General features: G+C 37.1%; 16 protein-coding genes. 2 read left to right on the top strand and 14 right to left on the bottom strand.

Annotated features, from left to right (window positions below; genetic code table 11):
• Nucleotides 1-4: 4 nt before the first annotated feature.
• The 4 genes from BCR25_RS11155 to BCR25_RS11140 form a co-directional block, all read right to left on the bottom strand.
• Nucleotides 5-844: a prenyltransferase gene (locus BCR25_RS11155; protein WP_069663679.1), complete on the bottom strand. Its 840-nt coding sequence runs from the start codon at nt 842-844 to the stop codon at nt 5-7.
• 81 nt (nt 845-925) lie between these two features.
• Complete coding sequence (locus BCR25_RS11150; protein ID WP_083242658.1) at nt 926-1,342, bottom strand: GNAT family N-acetyltransferase; 417 nt, start codon at nt 1,340-1,342, stop codon at nt 926-928.
• Nucleotides 1,343-1,651: 309 nt separating this feature from the next.
• Complete coding sequence (gene yqeK, locus BCR25_RS11145; protein WP_083242657.1) at nt 1,652-2,236, bottom strand: bis(5'-nucleosyl)-tetraphosphatase (symmetrical) YqeK; 585 nt, start codon at nt 2,234-2,236, stop codon at nt 1,652-1,654.
• Between the two features lie 210 nt (nt 2,237-2,446).
• Nucleotides 2,447-3,670, bottom strand: coding sequence for an MFS transporter (locus tag BCR25_RS11140; protein WP_069663677.1), 1,224 nt, complete (start codon nt 3,668-3,670; stop codon nt 2,447-2,449).
• Between the two features lie 152 nt (nt 3,671-3,822).
• Between BCR25_RS11140 and BCR25_RS11135 the strand changes: the two genes are divergently transcribed.
• Complete coding sequence (locus BCR25_RS11135) at nt 3,823-4,194, top strand: MerR family transcriptional regulator (protein ID WP_069663676.1); 372 nt, start codon at nt 3,823-3,825, stop codon at nt 4,192-4,194.
• A gap of 92 nt (nt 4,195-4,286) precedes the next feature.
• A complete protein-coding gene (locus BCR25_RS11130; protein WP_069663675.1) occupies nt 4,287-4,946 on the top strand; it encodes an alpha/beta fold hydrolase in 660 nt (219 codons plus the stop codon).
• Nucleotides 4,947-5,069: 123 nt separating this feature from the next.
• On the opposite strand, the gene BCR25_RS20825 is transcribed toward BCR25_RS11130, so the two are convergent.
• The 10 genes from BCR25_RS20825 to BCR25_RS11080 form a co-directional block, all read right to left on the bottom strand.
• Nucleotides 5,070-5,198, bottom strand: coding sequence for a hypothetical protein (locus tag BCR25_RS20825; RefSeq protein ID WP_069663674.1), 129 nt, complete (start codon nt 5,196-5,198; stop codon nt 5,070-5,072).
• A 3-nt stretch (nt 5,199-5,201) separates the two neighbouring features.
• On the bottom strand, nt 5,202-6,572 hold the full coding sequence (gene rlmD, locus BCR25_RS11120) for a 23S rRNA (uracil(1939)-C(5))-methyltransferase RlmD (protein WP_069663673.1): 1,371 nt from the start codon (nt 6,570-6,572) through the stop codon (nt 5,202-5,204).
• A 150-nt stretch (nt 6,573-6,722) separates the two neighbouring features.
• Complete coding sequence (locus BCR25_RS11115; protein WP_069663672.1) at nt 6,723-7,367, bottom strand: deoxynucleoside kinase; 645 nt, start codon at nt 7,365-7,367, stop codon at nt 6,723-6,725.
• A 628-nt stretch (nt 7,368-7,995) separates the two neighbouring features.
• A complete protein-coding gene (locus BCR25_RS11110) occupies nt 7,996-9,057 on the bottom strand; it encodes a diacylglycerol kinase (protein WP_069663671.1) in 1,062 nt (353 codons plus the stop codon).
• A gap of 17 nt (nt 9,058-9,074) precedes the next feature.
• A complete protein-coding gene (gatB, locus tag BCR25_RS11105; RefSeq protein ID WP_069663670.1) occupies nt 9,075-10,505 on the bottom strand; it encodes an Asp-tRNA(Asn)/Glu-tRNA(Gln) amidotransferase subunit GatB in 1,431 nt (476 codons plus the stop codon).
• Nucleotides 10,505-11,974 (bottom strand): Asp-tRNA(Asn)/Glu-tRNA(Gln) amidotransferase subunit GatA, encoded by a 1,470-nt coding sequence (gene gatA, locus BCR25_RS11100; protein ID WP_069663669.1) that lies wholly within the window; start codon nt 11,972-11,974, stop codon nt 10,505-10,507. The genes gatB and gatA overlap by 1 nt, the downstream gene beginning before the upstream one ends.
• A complete protein-coding gene (gene gatC, locus BCR25_RS11095) occupies nt 11,974-12,279 on the bottom strand; it encodes an Asp-tRNA(Asn)/Glu-tRNA(Gln) amidotransferase subunit GatC (RefSeq protein WP_069663668.1) in 306 nt (101 codons plus the stop codon). Before gatC ends, gatA begins: the two co-directional genes overlap by 1 nt.
• Before the next feature lie 237 nt (nt 12,280-12,516).
• The gene (gene ligA / locus BCR25_RS11090) at nt 12,517-14,562 is read right to left on the bottom strand and encodes an NAD-dependent DNA ligase LigA (protein ID WP_069663667.1); all 2,046 of its coding nucleotides are present in this window, start codon (nt 14,560-14,562) and stop codon (nt 12,517-12,519) included.
• A 569-nt stretch (nt 14,563-15,131) separates the two neighbouring features.
• Entirely contained in the window at nt 15,132-17,375 is a 2,244-nt protein-coding gene (gene pcrA / locus BCR25_RS11085) for a DNA helicase PcrA (protein ID WP_069663864.1), read from the bottom strand.
• A gap of 337 nt (nt 17,376-17,712) precedes the next feature.
• On the bottom strand, nt 17,713-18,252 hold the full coding sequence (locus tag BCR25_RS11080; RefSeq protein ID WP_069663666.1) for a hypothetical protein: 540 nt from the start codon (nt 18,250-18,252) through the stop codon (nt 17,713-17,715).
• Between the last annotated feature and the right edge of the window lie 79 nt (nt 18,253-18,331).

Raw genomic sequence — 18,331 nt, 5'->3', positions numbered from 1 at the left:
TCCTCTATCCCACTCCTAAATTCTTTAAAAGCTCGTTATAACGTTTTGTAGCTAGGGCACTCTTTTTGCCTTTTTCACAAAAGTCTAATTTTGCTAGTTTTGGTACGACTCTTTCCACAATTACTTGCCCGTCTTGAATCTTTTGTTTCAATTCTTCCAATGCATTCAAAAATCGAAGATCTTTATGTGCGTATGAATAAAAAGACAACACGTAAAGGTAATAAAAAAGATTATAGCTCCTAAAGGGGTATTCACCCTGCATAAAAAGAGTTCCGATTCCATGATGACATGGTCCGATCGGTCTTTTTATATCCCAATGCTGCAATAGAAATTCTACAGCGTTATTCAGCTTTTGCTCATATGCTTTTGTATCAAGATGACGAAAACAATCCAACGCAATCAAGGTTGTCATGGGCGTAGAATAATTAGTTTCTGCTCCGCGTCCAAAGCTATACTTCTGACACTTCCAGCCACCGTCTGCTTCTTGCGTGTCTATAAGATAGTCAAATGTCCTTTGCAAACGCTCATCTGATGTGGCGCCCATTTTACAAAGAGTATTTAACGCTCGTACTGTCTGACAAGGATAAATCGTTCCTTTCGGTATTAAGCGAAAGCGCCCATCTTCCATCCAAGTATTGAATATTTTTTCCTGACATTTTAGCATTATTGAATCATCTTTGGACATGCCTAAATCAAGTAAATATACAGGACTTTCAATCGTCGTAAAAGGTGCTCCTTTTAATAAATTACCATCTGCTGTTGCCCAAAACTCTCCCCCATTTGCCTGTTGATAGGAAAGGATTTTTTGACTATCTGTTTCGTAGTTATTTTCAACTGTTTTCATGTTTTTTCCTCCATAAAACTGAACATCTTACTATAGAAAAGGGTTGACCAACTGTTAGAACTAATTAATCCTGTAACTTTTTTAACAATCTTTCTTCGTATTAAATACACATCGAAATCGTTCCACATTAGGATATTTCTCACCCAAACTGTACACTTGGAAGCCATACTTCTGATAAAAACAAACCGAATCACGATCCGTTTCTGCACTAATTGTAGCGGGTTTATATTTTTTTTTGATAAAATCTATCATAGCACTACCAACACCATGTCTCTGATAGGCTACTCCAACAGCCAAATGAGTAATAAGTATCTCTTCTTTAATTGCTGTATTTATTCCTATACACCCAATAATCGTATCGTCTTGCCACTCTAAATACAAACATCGATTAGAAGATTGTACATAATCATTTAGTTCCTTTTCAACTTTATTTTTTGCTGTTGCAAGTGCCAGCAACTCGATCATTTCATGATTTATCGTCTTCATTTTTTTTAGCATTCAGTTGCCTCCCATCAATACAGTTATTGGATCTCACCAACAGCATCCATATACGACTTCACATTATTATCTTTACATGACACAAAGATGATTGTTTTAGTGCTACTTGACTTTTTATTACATCAACTAAGCCTTTAAAGCTAATTCGTATGCAATTTGAAAAATAAAACCATTTTAGGCAAACTTTGAACAGAATAATTCCTCTCATCTCGTTTCTTATCATCTTGAGCAATAACTTCATTACATCCATTAAAAATTTGAGTTTATAAGCTGTCAGCAAACGCGAGCAAACCCTCTAAGCAACTTATATTAAAAAATCTTATCACCTATTTCCAAATAAGCATCCCATAACCACGGATGAATCACCTTGATCCCATTATTCAGTATAAAATCAATGTAATAATACGCAGCATGTTCTAACGATTGATCCAATGCCTTTAACAATCCTTCAAGATAAGGCGGTTCTCCTACTTGATCCCATTTGATTTTATCCGCAACAAACACAACAAGATCCAAATCAGAGTATCCTGCTCTCAACGTTGTATGACATTCTATTGCTGAGAGTATTTCTGAATCAGAAATATTAAACTCACTGATTGCTATTTGCTTAGAAAGCTTTTGATGAATGATCATTGGAAATTCCAGCTCTTCTTTGTATAACTGAATTCCTAACTTATTTGCTACGTTGATTCTTTGGTTATCAGGATAAATCGCTGAGACATCATGTAAAAGACCAGCAATTCTTGCTTTACTTGGATCATTTAAAATATGTTCACCTAATTGATACGCATAATCTCCAACAGATACACAATGATTATATGTTTCTATACACTGATGCTGTTCCAAAAAATGGTTTACTGCCTTTTGTAATGAGCCAGATTTAGCATTCTCCATCATCTTCTCCTTCTAAATGTTTACAATTATATATAATTATTGTACCATCTATTCATTATCAGCGTGGGTACTTTTTCACTCTCTAAATACCTGTTCACTACAATAACAGCAATTCCTAATAAACATCGAGAACCTCTTAATCCATTGTAAACAAAAAAACTACAACGAAGCTCAATTAGCTATGTTGTAGTTTTTTCTCTTAAGACATATTTACTTTTTAAGCGAACTAGAACGGTATAATGAACTTCTCTTAGCTTTCTCCCCAAAAAAGCTTATTCCGCCAGTAATTGCAGCTAACAAAAGCAGCAAAATCGCTTCTGAAAAAAACGTTCCTCGAATGGAAGAAAATACAGATAAAGAGTCGATCATGGCAATCCCATACGGAGAAAATGCGGAACCAAAATTAAAGGCAACTAACAACAACGATGTTCTACGTGCTGCTTGATGTGCCGATCCATTATTCACTTGATTGAATAGATAAGGAATAAACGTTCGAAAAGAAAAGCCGCAGATCATCGCGCCGATCCCCGTAACTAACACTCGATCAGAAAAACCAATCAACGCCATCGCCAGCCCCATCAATAAAAAGGCAAATGGCATCGTCCAATGCTTTGTCACTTTAAAAACACGTCCGAATAAGAAGCCAGCAGACATCGCACCGACACCAATCAACGATAAAATATTACTGCCGTCTGTCGCATTACCATACCCTAAAGTTGTCATCAGCAAGGTCCCTTTGACGGTGATCGACATATAGACACACACGACAACAATCAATAAAACAATATAGCCAGCAAAAGAAAGGGAATCTAAGGTCTCTTTCTCACCTTCAACCTGCTTAGACATAGCTTTTTTCTCTCCATGCATTTGACTGATATCTTGTTGCGAAATCTCTGGTACAAATAACGCAAATAGAACAAAAATCGGCAACACAATCAAATATACCCAAAAAGAAGTTTGCCAGCTGATTTTTAATAATTGACCAACCGCAAAGGTTAAGCTCATTCCACCGATTCCCTCAAAAGCACTCTGAAAACCAATCGTTGCTGCTCGTTCACTTCCTTGATAAAAATAGCTAATAAAAGCAATTAGCAAAGAATTAAATAAACCCACACCAAAACCAAAACAAGCTCTGGAAATAAAAATAATTGTAAAATTCGTTATCAAAGCAGGAATGATCCCTGAAATAAAGACTATACCTAGCCCAATCAAAACCGTTCGTTTATAGCCCCAAAGATTTGCGATTTTTGTGCTTAATAACACCGCTGGAATAATAAATAATGCCGGAATTGTCGTCAACATTTCTACTAAAGACAGCGGAATCTCTGGAAAGGTCTTTGCCATAGCTGGTATATTGGCACCAATAGCGCCGCCTGATACCACAACTAAAGAAACCGCTAAAATTGAAATTTTTCTCATACTAGAATGATTCATTTTTCTCCCCCTTAAAAGTATCTCTCAACAATAGCATACCTCTTAAAGTGCACTCTAAGTCAAGATTATTAAAAAATCAGCTGTCCATTTGACTTAGAGTTGACTCTACATGGTAAGATAGACATAAAAGATAATGAAGGAGGAGCATTCCTATGGTCTACAAAATTCATGAGTTCTCACAAATAACAGGTCTGACGCCTTATACTTTGCGTTTTTATGAAAAAGAAGGGTTGATATCAGTCAAAAGAGATCAAAACAATATCCGCATTTACGATGACCGTAATAAAGAATGGATCGATTTTTTTCTACATTTGAAAAAAACTGGAATGACTATTGAAGATTTAAAGCAATATATTATTTGGTGGCATGAAGGTGATGCAACAAATCAACATCGGCTAGATTTATTACAAAAGCAAAAGCAGATTGCGCTGAATGAAATGAAGCAAATTCAAGAGGGGATCGAGATGCTGGATTATAAAATAGAAAAATATAAAAAAAGAGTTCAAGACAGTCAAAATAACTAATTATCTTTTTTATTAACCTTGACACAATGCTGTCAAGGTTCCTTTGTTATAATCATTATGCCACTAAAAACAACGAGATGGAGGAATAACCGATGGCAGTAATAAACGTCAATAACATTCAGCTTCACTATACAAAAACCGGGCAAGGAAACCCGTTGCTTTTACTACACGGAAATGGTGAGGATCATCATATTTTTGATCGATTAAGTGAAAAACTGAAAGATCATTTTACGATTTATGCTATTGATAGTCGAAATCATGGGCAAAGTAGTATGACTGATCAATATGATTATGAAGTGATGGCTGAAGATATCAGCGCCTTTATCACCCTTTTAAAGCTGAAAAATGTTCATATTCTAGGCTTTAGCGATGGGGCTATTTTAGCCATTATTCTGGGTATCAAAAGCGTACCGATGCTTAATAAATTCGCATTATTAGGAGCAAACACCCAACCAAGCCAACTCAAACCTGAGATCTATTCATCGATTGTGAAAGAATATGAAGAAACAAAAGATCCTTTATTTAAGCTAATGATGGAGCAACCGACTATTCCGTTAGAAGAATTGAGTAAAATCAAACAACCTACATTGATCATTGCTGCAGATAACGATTTATGTGAAACAGATTTTTTTGAACAAATGCAGCAGATCATTCCAAATTCTGAACTTAAAATAATGAAAAATCATGACCATGGAAGCTATATCATAGATAATGATATTTTAGCTCAACCATTATTGGATTTTTTTCAATAATCATTACAAATACTACTTTGATCCGTACTGCCTTCTATTTTCATGAAGTCTATCCTAATAGCCTAATAAAAACCCAAAACAGCTGTTCATAGAACGAATGCTATTTTGGGCTTTTATTATTCTTTATTTATTATAAATTTTAGGACCTTTTCGCATATTTTTTCGGTCATTTTTTGGCGATTCCATTTGCTTGGATCTACCGCCGCCTTGTTTCTTTTTGATTAGTTCAAGCATTTTCTTTTTTGTATCCATTGTTTACACCGCCTTTGTCAATAAAGTAACAGATTCGACGTGCGTAGTTTGTGGGAAATTATCGACTGGCTGTACTTCATTTACCTGATAGCCACCTTCAATCAGTAAAGCTAAATCTCTTGCTAAAGTTGCCGGATTACAGCTAACATAAACGATTCGTTCTGGTTTTGTTTCGATCAGAGTCTCGATCAAGCTTGCTTCCAAGCCTTTACGAGGAGGATCTACGATCACAACATCTGGCTGAATTTCCTGTTCAAGCAATCTTGGCAATGCTTCTTCTGCCAATCCTGCAGTAAACGTTGCATTTTCAATGTTGTTTAATTTTGCATTACTTTCAGCATTTTTCACTGCTTCTTCAATAACTTCAACACCATAAACATGTTTTGCATCCTTAGCCAAAGTCAAACCAATCGTTCCAATACCACAATACGCATCCACGACAATTTCGTTGCCAGTTAAAGCAGCATATTCTTTAACTTTGTTATACATTACTTCTGTTTGTTGTGGGTTTACTTGATAAAATGAACGAGAAGATATTTCAAATTTTAAATCAAAAATTGTATCAATGATTTTGTCTTCACCATGTAAGAGAATCGTTTCATCTCCGAAGATGACGTTTGTTTTTTTAGTATTGACGTTTTGCACGATGCTTACCACTTCTGGTAGAGCTTCTAAGATATCAGGAATGATTTTACTTGTCGGGAATAATTTTGGAGTTCTTGTAATAAGAACAACCATCATTTCTCCAGTGTGATAGCCTCTGCGAATAACAATATGACGTAAATTCCCAGTATTATCAGATTCATTATAAGGCTTAATGCTATAACGTCTCATGATATCACGAATAGTGATTACTGCCTCATCGATTTTAGGATCTTGAATATAGAAATGTTCTAGCGGAATCAAGTCATGACTATTCTTTCTAAAAAAACCTGTTTGTAATTGATTATTGATTTTTCTTACTGGAATTTGTGCTTTGTTTCTATAGCCCCAAGGGTTGTTCATGCCTAATGTGTCTAAAACTGGAACATCAGGTAATTTAGCGACACGCTGCATCACATTTTTTACTTGATTGGTTTTAAACGTTAGCTGTGCTCCATAAGCTAAATGCTGCAATGGACTAATGCCAACTTTTGTAAAGTTCTGATCTTTAACTGGTATACGATCTTCACTTGATTTTAAAATAGTTATTACTTTACCATAGCCAAAGCTTTTGCCCACTTTTAGCACTTTGATTTCAATTTTTTCACCTGGTAATGCATCTTCTATAAATAACGGATATCCGTCAATTTTAGCTACGCCCATACCTTCATGGGTCAAATCAATAATGTCAACTTCAATCGTTTCGTTTTTTTTCACTGGAAAGTTTTTCATAAGTCGCTCCTTCTTTTTATGCGCTTCACTCATTCTAATGAAAAAACGTCGGAAAAGCAATAGAGAGTTCATTCTCGAACTCAAATTCTCCAAACAATAAAAGACGCATTAAAACAGTTTTTGTCTCAACGCGTTTTTTATTCGTTGTTTTTACTCGTTGATTTCAGATAATTTATTTTCAATCAGCTGAATCACTTGTTCCTTGGCTTTTTCATTTTCGATGAAATCATATTTGTCACCATCAATTTGAATTTTGGGACTTTCATCATACTCGTCGAACCATTTTTCATAACGGTTATTCAACTCTTTGTAGTATTCATACAACTCAGGATCATCATCCACCTGTTCATAAGAACGTCCACGTCTTTTGATTCGTTCCAGCATCTTGGGGAAAGAAACTTTAATATGAACCAATAAATCCGGACGTTTTTTATGCGCTGCGTAAGGTAATTCCTGGAGCATATTTTCTAATAAAGAATCATAGACTTTTACCTCTGTTTCATTTGCTCTGCCTAGATCTGCATTTAGATGAAATAATAATGAATCCTCATAAATGGAACGATCCAATACATTATTTTCATGAGATAATGCCTGTTTAATACTATCAAATCGTTTATTTAGAAAATAGATTTGCAGTAAAAATGCATATTTTTGAGGATCAGCATAAAATAGAGGCAACACTTCATTATCATCAACCGATTCATAAAAAGCTTCTGATCCTAAATGTTCTGAAATAATTTCTGTTAAACTTGATTTACCTGCGCCAATTGTACCTGCTAAAACGATCACTGCCATCGAACTCCCTACCTATTATTATCTATTTTTTTATTTTCAACCAATGTATCATACCATAAATTGAATTAGAGGTGTACATACAATCCATGACAAATAATGCATGTCATCAGCTGACTATGTATCGGTTTTAAAACATAATCTATCGGAAAAATGCAACTGATAAATGATACCTCAGCGAGAGTCTGCTGTGCATCTGAAAAAACCTAGAATTCAGACCGATCAGCAACCAAATAGAACCTACATATAGCCATTGAATCCCTTTCAATGCTTTTAGCTTCTTTACATTTTTAATGCCAGCTTCGCACACTTTTGATCACTTTCTGCGAAGATCACGACTTTATTAATTTACTCTTCTTTTTAAAACAAGTCAATGAGAATCCTTCTTAATCATCAATTATTAGAGATCTTTTATACAATATATTGTGTTCCTTAATTAAAACAAATCTATATACTGTGTTTTCTATTGATAAGATCATTTTCCAACAATGTAAATAAAAATGTGACTGAGACATAACTCTATGAGTTATGTCTCAGTCACTTAGAATTCGAATAAACGGTGGAAACAGAAACGACCCCTTCTTATTTCTCTAGGTTAAGCACTTCTGTTTCATCATCTTTTTTTGATAAATCAACCGATTCTTCCATTGTTATCGATATCTTCTTCAGTTAAGCGTTCGACTTCTTTGACAAATTCTTTGCTCGCTGCATGATATTGTTCCTCTTCTTGATCAGCTTCGTCCTCATATTCACTTAAAACAGAACCCATGATTGCATTGGATGGGATCGCATCTGCATTGGCAAACATTTCAATGTGCTGATGTAAATTGGTAAATTCCATCGGAGCATCACCGCCATATTCTCCATCTAAATTGATCATCATTTTAGCATTTGGATCTAGTGTTTCAGCATGAAGATAGCTTGTTTTAGTATAAATCAATCGAGGATCTTCTACATGTTTGCCACCATTCAACATCAGTGCAACTAAATGCAAAATCTCGAATACATTTGCTGTTTTTACAATGATCAAAGAAAACTTTCCATCGTCTAGCTTTGCATCCGGTACGATCGTTTCAAAGCCTCCGACAGAATTCGTCAGCCCCAAGAAAAACATTGAGGCATTGCCGTCATAAACTCCTTCATCATATTCCATACGCATTTTAATCGGTTTGACCCGCGGCAGCATTTCCGCACCTTTAGCCAGATAGGCAAGATAGCCAAATATACTTTTTAGCTCTGAAGGAACTTCATAGGTCAGTTCAGTTAAATGTCCACCAGCAGCAATATTGATAAAATACGTATCTCTCGCTCGACCAATGTCCATTTTCACTGTTTGATTTTTACGGATCACTTCTGCTGCTTTCACAATATTATCTCGAGGAATCTTTAAGGCTCTTGCATAATCATTGGTTGTTCCGGCAGGTATAATCGCCATTTTAGGGCGATTTTCTAAAGGAGCAATCCCATTCACAACTTCATTGATCGTTCCATCTCCACCAGCAGCAACGATCAGTTCAAACCCTGATTCTGCGACACGGCGCGCTTCATTTTTAGCGGAATTTTCTTCTGGAGTTGTGGCAAAAGCACTGGCTTCATATCCGCATTCTTCCAAAATGGAAAGAATATCAGCTAGATTTTTCTTGACTAGTTCTTTACCGGAAGTTGGATTATAAATTACTCTTGCTTTTTTCATCTGTCATCTGCTGCTTTCTATCGTTTTGTCAATTCTTCTTGGAGCAGTTTGTTTACAATACCCGGGTTGGCTTGTCCTTTTGTAGCTTTCATGATTTGACCGACTAAAAAGCCGACTGCACGGTCTTTTCCGTTTTTGAAATCATCTACAGATTGTTGATTATTATCCAACACATCGTTAATGATCGGTAATAGTTGCGCCGGATCAGAAAGTTGTACTAACCCTTTTGCTTCAACGACTTCTTTTGCATCGCCGCCATTTTCGATCAATTCTTTAAAGACTTTTTTAGCAATTTTAGAACTGATTGTTCCATCTGTAATCAGGTTGATCATTCCAGCTAAATTAGCTGGTGTTAGTTTAGTATCCGGCAACTCAACTTTTTCACTATTCAAGTAAGCAGAAACTTCACCCATCAGCCAGTTAGAAACTTGTTTAGCATCTGCACCTTCAGCTAGCGCTGCTTCAAAGAAATCAGACATTTCTTTAGTTAAGGTTAAGACCATTGCATCATATTCTGGTAAGCCTAATTCCTTTGTATAACGCGCACGACGAGACGCTGGCATTTCTGGAAGACTATGACGAACAGTTTCAATCCATTCATCATCGATCACAAAACGCGGTACATCTGGTTCTGGGAAGTAACGGTAGTCACTTGACCCTTCTTTGACACGCATCAATAATGTTTTATTTGTTGTTTCATCAAAACGGCGTGTTTCTTGTTGGATTTCTCCGCCAGATAATAATACTTTGGCTTGACGTTTTTCTTCAAAGGCTAAGCCTTTTTTAACGAAACTCATTGAGTTTAAGTTTTTGATTTCAGCTTTTGTTCCAAATTCTTCTTGACCATATGGACGTAAAGAGATGTTGGCATCACAACGCATTGAGCCTTCTTCCATTTTCACATCAGAAACATCTGTAAACAGGATGATTGAACGTAATGCTTCTAAGTAAGCATAGGCTTCTTCTGGTGAGCGCATATCTGCTTCTGATACGATTTCGATCAATGGTGTTCCTTGTCGGTTTAAGTCAACATATGAATAACCGCCTTCACCATGGATATTTTTACCCGCATCTTCTTCTAAATGAACACGTTCAATACGGATACGTTTGGTTTCTCCTTCGACTTCGATATCGATCCAGCCATCATGCCCGATCGGTTGGTCAAATTGCGAAATTTGGTACGCTTTGGGATTGTCTGGGTAAAAATAGTTTTTACGGTCGAAATGTGTATCTTTTGAGATCTCACAGTTTAAGGCAAGTGCTGCTTTCATCCCGAATTCGATTGCTTGTTTATTCATTACAGGCAACACACCAGGATAACCCCAGTCGATTACATTTGTATTGCTGTTTGGTTCAGCACCAAAGTGAGCAGGTGCCGGTGAAAAGATTTTAGAGTTTGTTTTTAGTTCTACATGGACCTCAAGTCCGATGACAGTTTCAAAGTTCATTAGTCATTCCCCCCTAAGATCACAGGTTTTTTCGTATGGAAATCTGTTGCTTGTTCAAAAGCATATGCTGCTTTATACATCGTACTTTCATCAAAAGCTTTTCCGATGATCTGTAGACCGACTGGCAATCCTTCAGAGAATCCAGCTGGTACAGACATTCCCGGTAATCCAGCCAAGTTTACTGGAATTGTCAATAAGTCATTCATGTACATCGTGATCGGATCATTGATATTTTCACCCAAACCAAAGGCCACCGTTGGTGAGGCTGGGCCGATAATAATATCATAGGTTTCAAACACTTTATCGAAATCTTGTTTGATCAGTGTTCTTACTTGACCCGCTTTTTTGAAGTACGCGTCATAGTAACCAGCACTTAATGAGAAAGTTCCCAACATGATTCTACGTTTCACTTCAAGGCCAAAACCTTCAGAACGTGAATTTACATACACATCTTCAAGATTTTTGACATTTTCTGAACGGTAACCATAGCGAATGCCATCAAAACGTTGTAAGTTTGAGCTAGCTTCAGATGATGCGATGATGTAGTATACTGCTACACCGTATTTTGAATGTGGTAAGCTAACTTCTTCAACAGTAGCCCCTAAAGCTTTGAAGGTTTCTGCAGCTTTCAGTACAGCTTCGCGAACCCCTGCATCAACACCTTCTCCAAGGTATTCTTTCGGCAATGCCACTTTCATGCCTTTGATATCTCCAGTTAAACCAGCAGTAAAATCAGGAACAGACACGCCCGCTGATGTACCATCTTTTTCATCAAAGCCGCTAATAGCATTTAATGCCAACGCATTGTCTTGAACATTTCTAGTCATTGGTCCAATTTGATCTAGGCTTGAAGAAAATGCTATCAAGCCGAAACGTGAAACTCGTCCGTAAGTTGGTTTCATACCGACAATTCCGTTGAATGAAGCTGGCTGACGAATACTACCACCCGTATCACTTCCTAGAGAAACCGGTACTTGTCCTGCTGCAACTGCCGCAGCCGAACCACCAGAAGAACCACCAGGAACTTTGGTATGATCCCAAGCGTTCTTTGTCTTTTTGAAGTAAGAAGTTTCTGTACTTGCGCCCATCGCAAATTCATCCATGTTCAGTTTACCAACAGGGATCATATCAGATTGATATAGTTTATCCATCACTGTTGCATCATAAATAGGATTGAAATTGTGCAGCATTTTTGAAGCTGCTGTTGTTAAAATATCTTTTGTAACGATATTATCTTTAATACCGATCGGAATACCAGCTAATGGGTTGGATTCAGTAATCCCTTTAAGATCAATAGCTTTTGCTAATTCCAAGGCTTTTTCTTCGCTGATCGTAATAAAAGAATCGACATCTTTTTCCGTTTCTTTGATGCGGTCTAGCGTTGCGTTTGTTAGATCTGTTGCTGTGATTTCTTTTGAAACAAGTAAATCATGCAGTTCTGTTAATGATTTATCGTATAATTTCTCCATTATGCACCAGCCTCCCCGTTGTCAATAATTGCTGGCACTTTAATATAGCCATTTTCTGATTCAGGTACATTTTTCATCAGTTCATCACGATCCATACCAGGTACAGCATCATCTTCACGCATAACGTTGATCGAATGTGCGACATTTGAAGTAAATGCTACACCATCTGTGTCTACTTCTTCCAGTAATTCAACCATGTCGATGATTTTACCTAGTTGATCTGTAAAGTCTTTTAACTCATTATCTGAAAAAGACAGTTTTGATAATTTTGCTACATGTTTTGCTTGTTCTTCACTAATTGCCATGGATACCCTTCTTTCCTTTAGAAGAACTCTGTTAAGTAATTCTCTTTCAAACAGTTAACTATGTCTTTAGAAAATCAGCTTTCAGAATTCTTTTGTTCAAATTTATACTGTTCATCATGTCATTCTGTCAATTAAACAGCTTTTTTCTTATTCTATCATAAAATTCTAAGAATTTTCGTCAGAGATAAAAGAATTTCTCCCATTACTAAAAAAAATAGGATAAAAACTGCTACTTTGTTATTCAGCTGTGTCTGCTGGAATACTTTCATCGATTGCTTTAACCATTTGCTGCTCGTTCCAAACTTCGATGCCAAGATCTTGTGCTTTGGTCAGTTTGCTGCCCGCCTCTTCACCTGCAACAACAAGGTCCGTCTTTTTGGAGACACTGCCAGTGACTTTACCTCCAAGGCTTTCGATTTTTTCTTTGGCTTCTTCTCGATTGTAATGCGTAAGTTTACCGGTCAACACAACTGTTTTATCTTTAAATGGAGATTCTACTTCAGCTAATTGAGCGATACGCAACCCTTTATACTCAAAGTTTACTCCTGCTTTAGTCAATTCATCCATAAGTTCATGAACCTCTTCATTTTCAAAATAGGTCACCAAACTGTCTGCAATCGTATCACCCATGGAATCTAATGCAACTACTTCTTCTTTCGTTGCCTTGCTGATCGCCCATAAATCTCCAAAATGTTCCGCTAAGACTTTTGCTGCTTTTGAGCCTACGTGACGAATGCCCAAGCCGAATAATAAGCGTTCAACAGAATTTTCACGACTTGCTGCGATTGCTTGAAAGATATTGTTTGCTGATTTTTCTTTGATTTTCTCTAAAGTCATCAACTGTTCTTCCGTTAAGAAATACAAATCAGCAACATCTGATACTAAACCAGTATCATACATTTGTTCTAACACACGTGGCCCTAAACCATCAATATTCATCGCATTTCTTGAAACAAAATGATTCAATCCTTCTTTGATTTGCGCCGGACATTTAGGATTGATGCAACGTAATGCAACCTCATCATCTAAATGAACTAGCTCGCTGTCACATACAGGACAATGCGTTGGAATTTCGTATGGCTGGCTAGCTTCACTACGTTTTTCCGGCAATACCTGAGCAACTTCTGGAATGATATCACCAGCTTTGTAGATGATCACAGTATCATTTAATCGAATATCTTTCATCGCAATAAAATCCGCATTATGCAGACTCGCTCGACTAACAGTGGTTCCAGCAACACGAACTGGCTGCATCACTGCAGTTGGCGTAACTACACCTGTCCGTCCGATCGTCCACTCGATTTCTTCCACAACCGTTTGAGCTTCTTCTGGAGGAAATTTATAAGCGATTGCCCAACGTGGCGCTTTAACAGTGAACCCTAATTCATCTTGAATCGTAAAGTCATTGGTTTTGATTACGATACCATCGATTTCATAAGGTAATTCTGTCCGCTTTTCATGATACTCTTCAATGTACGCCCAAACTTCATCGATATTTTTGCATAATTTCTTTTCAGGGTTTGTACGCAAACCGATCTCTGACAACTCATTTAGCGCATCAAATTGAGACTGCGCGGTCATCGGACCAAAATCTGCCACAGTATATAAAAAGGTATTTAAGTTCCTTTTTGCAACCATACTAGTATCTAACTGACGCAAGCTCCCTGCTGCTGCATTTCTCGGGTTTGCAAAAACATCTTGTCCTGCTTCTTCCCGTTCTTTATTTAAATTAACAAAAGATTGCTTCGGCATATAACACTCACCGCGAACTTCGATAGATATTGGTTTCTTCAATTCTAGAGGAATCGATTTGACTGTTTTCAAGTTCTCAGTAATATTCTCCCCAACTGTACCATCTCCACGAGTTGCACCTTGAATAAATTTACCATTTTCATATTTTAATGAAATAGCCAATCCGTCAATTTTCAGTTCACAACAATAACTGACTGATTTCCCTGCTAATTTTTGAACACGTTCATCAAAGTCATAGATATCTTCTTTACTAAATCCATCATTCAAACTATACATTTGAACCTCATGAGTGACCTTTTCAAAGCCTGATAATATCTTGACGCCCACACGCTGCGTAGGTGAATCAGCTGTGATCAAATCTGGATACTCTGTTTCTATATCTACTAATTCTTTGTATAAGCGATCATACACATAGTCTTCTACAGTTGGTTTATCTGCTACATAATATTCATGAGCATATTGATTCAACTGACTGCGCAATTCTTTTGCTTTCTCTGTTGCTTCAGCTAATGTCAAAGGCACCTCTGCCATGGTCGATCCCTCCTTAAAATAAAAGCGGAACAAGCCGCTTAGCCTTGACTGGAAAATAGGAAAAATCGATTGAGGTGCTTTTTGCCTCACTCTATTTTTATCTTTTTCCCGAAAGGCTGGCTTGTGCAGCTGGATAACGATAATGATCAACACTTTCTTGCGAAAGTCTTGTACTGTTCAACATCAGCTCAAATTCTTTCACTGTGTTTCTCAGCAAAAGCGGAATGAGCCGTTCAGTCTCGACTAGAAAATAGGAAAACATGACTGAGGCGCTTTTCGCCTCATTCAGGTTTTATCTTTTTCTCGAGAGACTGGCTCATGCAGCTGGATAATGCTAATGATCAACACTTTCTTGCGAAAGTCTTGTATTGTTCAACATCAGCTCAAATTCTTTCGCTGTGTTTCTCAGCAAAAGCGGAACAAATCGTCTAATCCTGTAGAAAATTAGGAAATTGACTTTGTGACGTTCTTTGTCACACTGGCAATTTATCTATTTTCCTAAGGATTGATTTGTGTAGCTGGATAACGATAGTTGCAAAACAGGCTCACTCAGCTCTGACTGAAAAATCCTATCCCAGCTTTTCGATCGGAGCAAATGCAGCTAATAGTCGCTTAATCCCTTTTTCAGGAAAAGCAACATCTAATTCTAAGTCCTTAGCTGTACCTCCCACACGTACCACAGTTCCTGTTCCCCACGCCTTATGTTTGACTTTATCGCCTGCCTGCCAAGCCATTGCTTCTCCGCCGCTGGCAACTTTATCTGTTACCGGCTGTTTTGTCGGTTGTGAATATGCAGGTTTGAAAACTTTTGGCTCAAAGGTTCTTGCTGGTGCTTTCGGTGCTGCGATCGAGCCTTGCAGATCTAATAATTCTTCATCGATTTCATTTAAGAAACGACTTGGACGATTGTACTGTGTTTTTCCGTATAACGTACGAGAAAAAGCATTAGAAATATATAAAATTTCTTCAGCACGAGTAATCCCAACATAAGCAAGTCTTCGTTCTTCTTCAAGTTCACTTTCTTCTAACATCGCTCTTGAAAGTGGAAAGACACCTTCTTCCATCCCAATCAAAAAGACAACTGGAAATTCCAAGCCTTTAGCGGCATGTAAGGTCATCAACGTTACCTGAGAAGTACTTTCCTCTAAATTATCTAAATCAGAAACGAGCGCTAAGTCATTTAAGAAAACAGCTAATTTTTCTTCCGGCGCATCAGCTTCTTCTTCATTTTGCTGTTCATAACGTTTGTCAAACTCTTGCGTTACCGTCAGAAATTCGTCCAGGTTTTCCAAACGAGCCTGAGATTCTAAATTATTTTGTCTCACTAGTTCTTCGCGGTAACCGCTGCGTTCCAATACTTCTTTCACTAATTCAGTAATCGTTAAATAAGGAATCATTTGCGTTACATCTTGGATCATCAGACCAAAATTTCCTAACTCTTTCCCAGCTTTTCCAGAGATGTTAGCCAAATCAACATTTTGAGCTGCTTCCAATAAGGACCAGCCATGCATTTGGGCAAAATTTCGTAATTTTTCTACCGAACTTTTACCGATTCCTCGTTTTGGTTCGTTGACAACACGTTCAAAACTAAGCGAGTCCATGGGATTAGAAATGATGTTTAAGTAGCCTAAGATATCTTTGATTTCTTTTCGATCGTAGAACTTATGGCCGCCGACCATTGTATAAGGAATATTTGATTTTAATAACATTTCTTCCATTACCCGTGATTGGGCATTCGTTCGATACAACACAGCAAAGTCACCATAGATTCGGTCTTTTTCACGTATTTCTTTTTGAATTTGACCAACAATAAACTGGGTTTCATCACGTTCATTATCTCCACGGTAGTAAATGATTTTTTCACCATCTGTATTTTCAGTCCATAAACTTTTATCACGTCGATTACGATTGTTTTGAATCACGTTATTGGCTGCGTCAAGGATTTTTTTCGTTGAGCGATAGTTTTGTTCCAACATGATCACTGATGCATCTGGATAGTCTTTTTCAAAGTCCAAGATATTTTGCATATCTGCTCCACGCCAGCCGTAAATACTCTGATCCGCATCACCTACCACACATAGGTTCTTGAAGCGAGCTGCCAGCATATTTACCAATGTATACTGTGCATGGTTAGTATCTTGATATTCATCCACGTGAATATAATGAAATTTATTCTGATAATAAGCAAGAGAATCTGGATGTTCATTAAACAGACGGATCGTATTCATGATTAAATCATCAAAGTCCATACATTGATTGTTTCTTAGCTCTTTTTGATACATTTTATAGCATTTAGCTACCACTTCTTCATATGGCGTTCCTTGTAATTCTTCTACTTTTTCAGGCGTTTGCAGCTCATTTTTCGCATTGCTGATAGTGCCTAAAATTGACCGTGGATCATATTTTTTCACATCGATATTCAATTCGTTCAAAATTCGTTTCATCAATGTTCTCTGTTCAGAGGTATCGATGATCGTAAAATTACGATTATAACCGATATGATCGACATCTCTACGTAAAATCCGAACACACATTGAGTGGAAGGTTGAAACCCAGACATCTTCACCGCCAGTTTCTAATAGCTTACCTACCCGTTCGCGCATTTCTTTTGCGGCTTTATTAGTAAATGTGATCGCTAGAATATTCCAGGGATTTACGTCTTTTTCTTCAATCAGATAAGCAATACGATGAGTCAAAACTCTCGTCTTTCCACTACCTGCACCTGCCATAACTAATAACGGGCCTTCTGTATGCAAAACAGCTTCTTTTTGCTTTGGATTCATACCTTGGATCAAGGCGTTTTCTTGTGCCATCATCAACGTCCTCTCTCTATTTTCAATCTTATCTATTATACCAAAAAAAACATAAAAGCTGAACTGATTCTTCCCAATAGGCTTGAATTTATTCAGCGCTGAACTGATTCTTAAAATAGAACGCTGCAAGCCTTAACTCTATTAAAATAGTGACCAGAACATAACTCCATGAGTTACATCCCAGTCACTTAGAATTCGTATAAACGGTGGAAGCAGAAGCAATCCCTTCTTATTTCTCTTGGTTAAACACTTCTGTCCCCATCTTCCTTCAGTTGACTTTAGTTGGTCAAAAAAAAGTTCAATGTTGTTTTTATTTTATATGCTTTTTGCTGTTTCGTTAGCTCTCAGCGTCAACACTATCTGTATCTTCCTGTGTAATAACAAAATTGATTACTTCAGAATTGTCTGGATTAAGGAAAATTACTTGAATTTTCACATCTGGCACCATAACCTTAGCACCGTCGATCACTGGTTTCAATGCTTTAACTAACGTAGGTTTCAATGCTTCTGCATCTACATCCATAGGTGCTTCTTGGGCGAATGTATAGGTATAAACAATTGTACTGTCTTCTCCTTCAGATATAGTAATATCTGAGTACATGCCTTCGTATTGTTTTTTCAAATTAGGTACTTGTGATTGCGCTGCCTCAATCATCAGTGAAAACTGGCTTGAATTCCCTGATTTAGCTTCTTCAGTTTCTTCAGTGCTTTCAATTGTTAATGATGATGAACTTTCTTTAGAAGCTTTTTCTGAACTTTCTTGTTGGCTGCTCGACTGACTACTAGATGCATTAGTACTCCCTTTTGTATTGCCGCAGCCACTGATAATCAACATCCCCATCAAAATACTAACAATCCCAACTTTTAATTTCTTCATATTCTACTTCTCCTTTTAATAAAACTCATTTTTCGGTTACTGATTAACTGTACCATAGAGTTTATGAACTTTCTATACT

Source organism: Enterococcus termitis (genome assembly GCF_001730305.1).
Lineage (GTDB): Bacteria > Bacillota > Bacilli > Lactobacillales > Enterococcaceae > Enterococcus_L > Enterococcus_L termitis.
The sequence above is the reverse complement of the archived record's forward strand: the minus strand, read 5'-3'. Positions and strand labels throughout refer to the sequence as shown.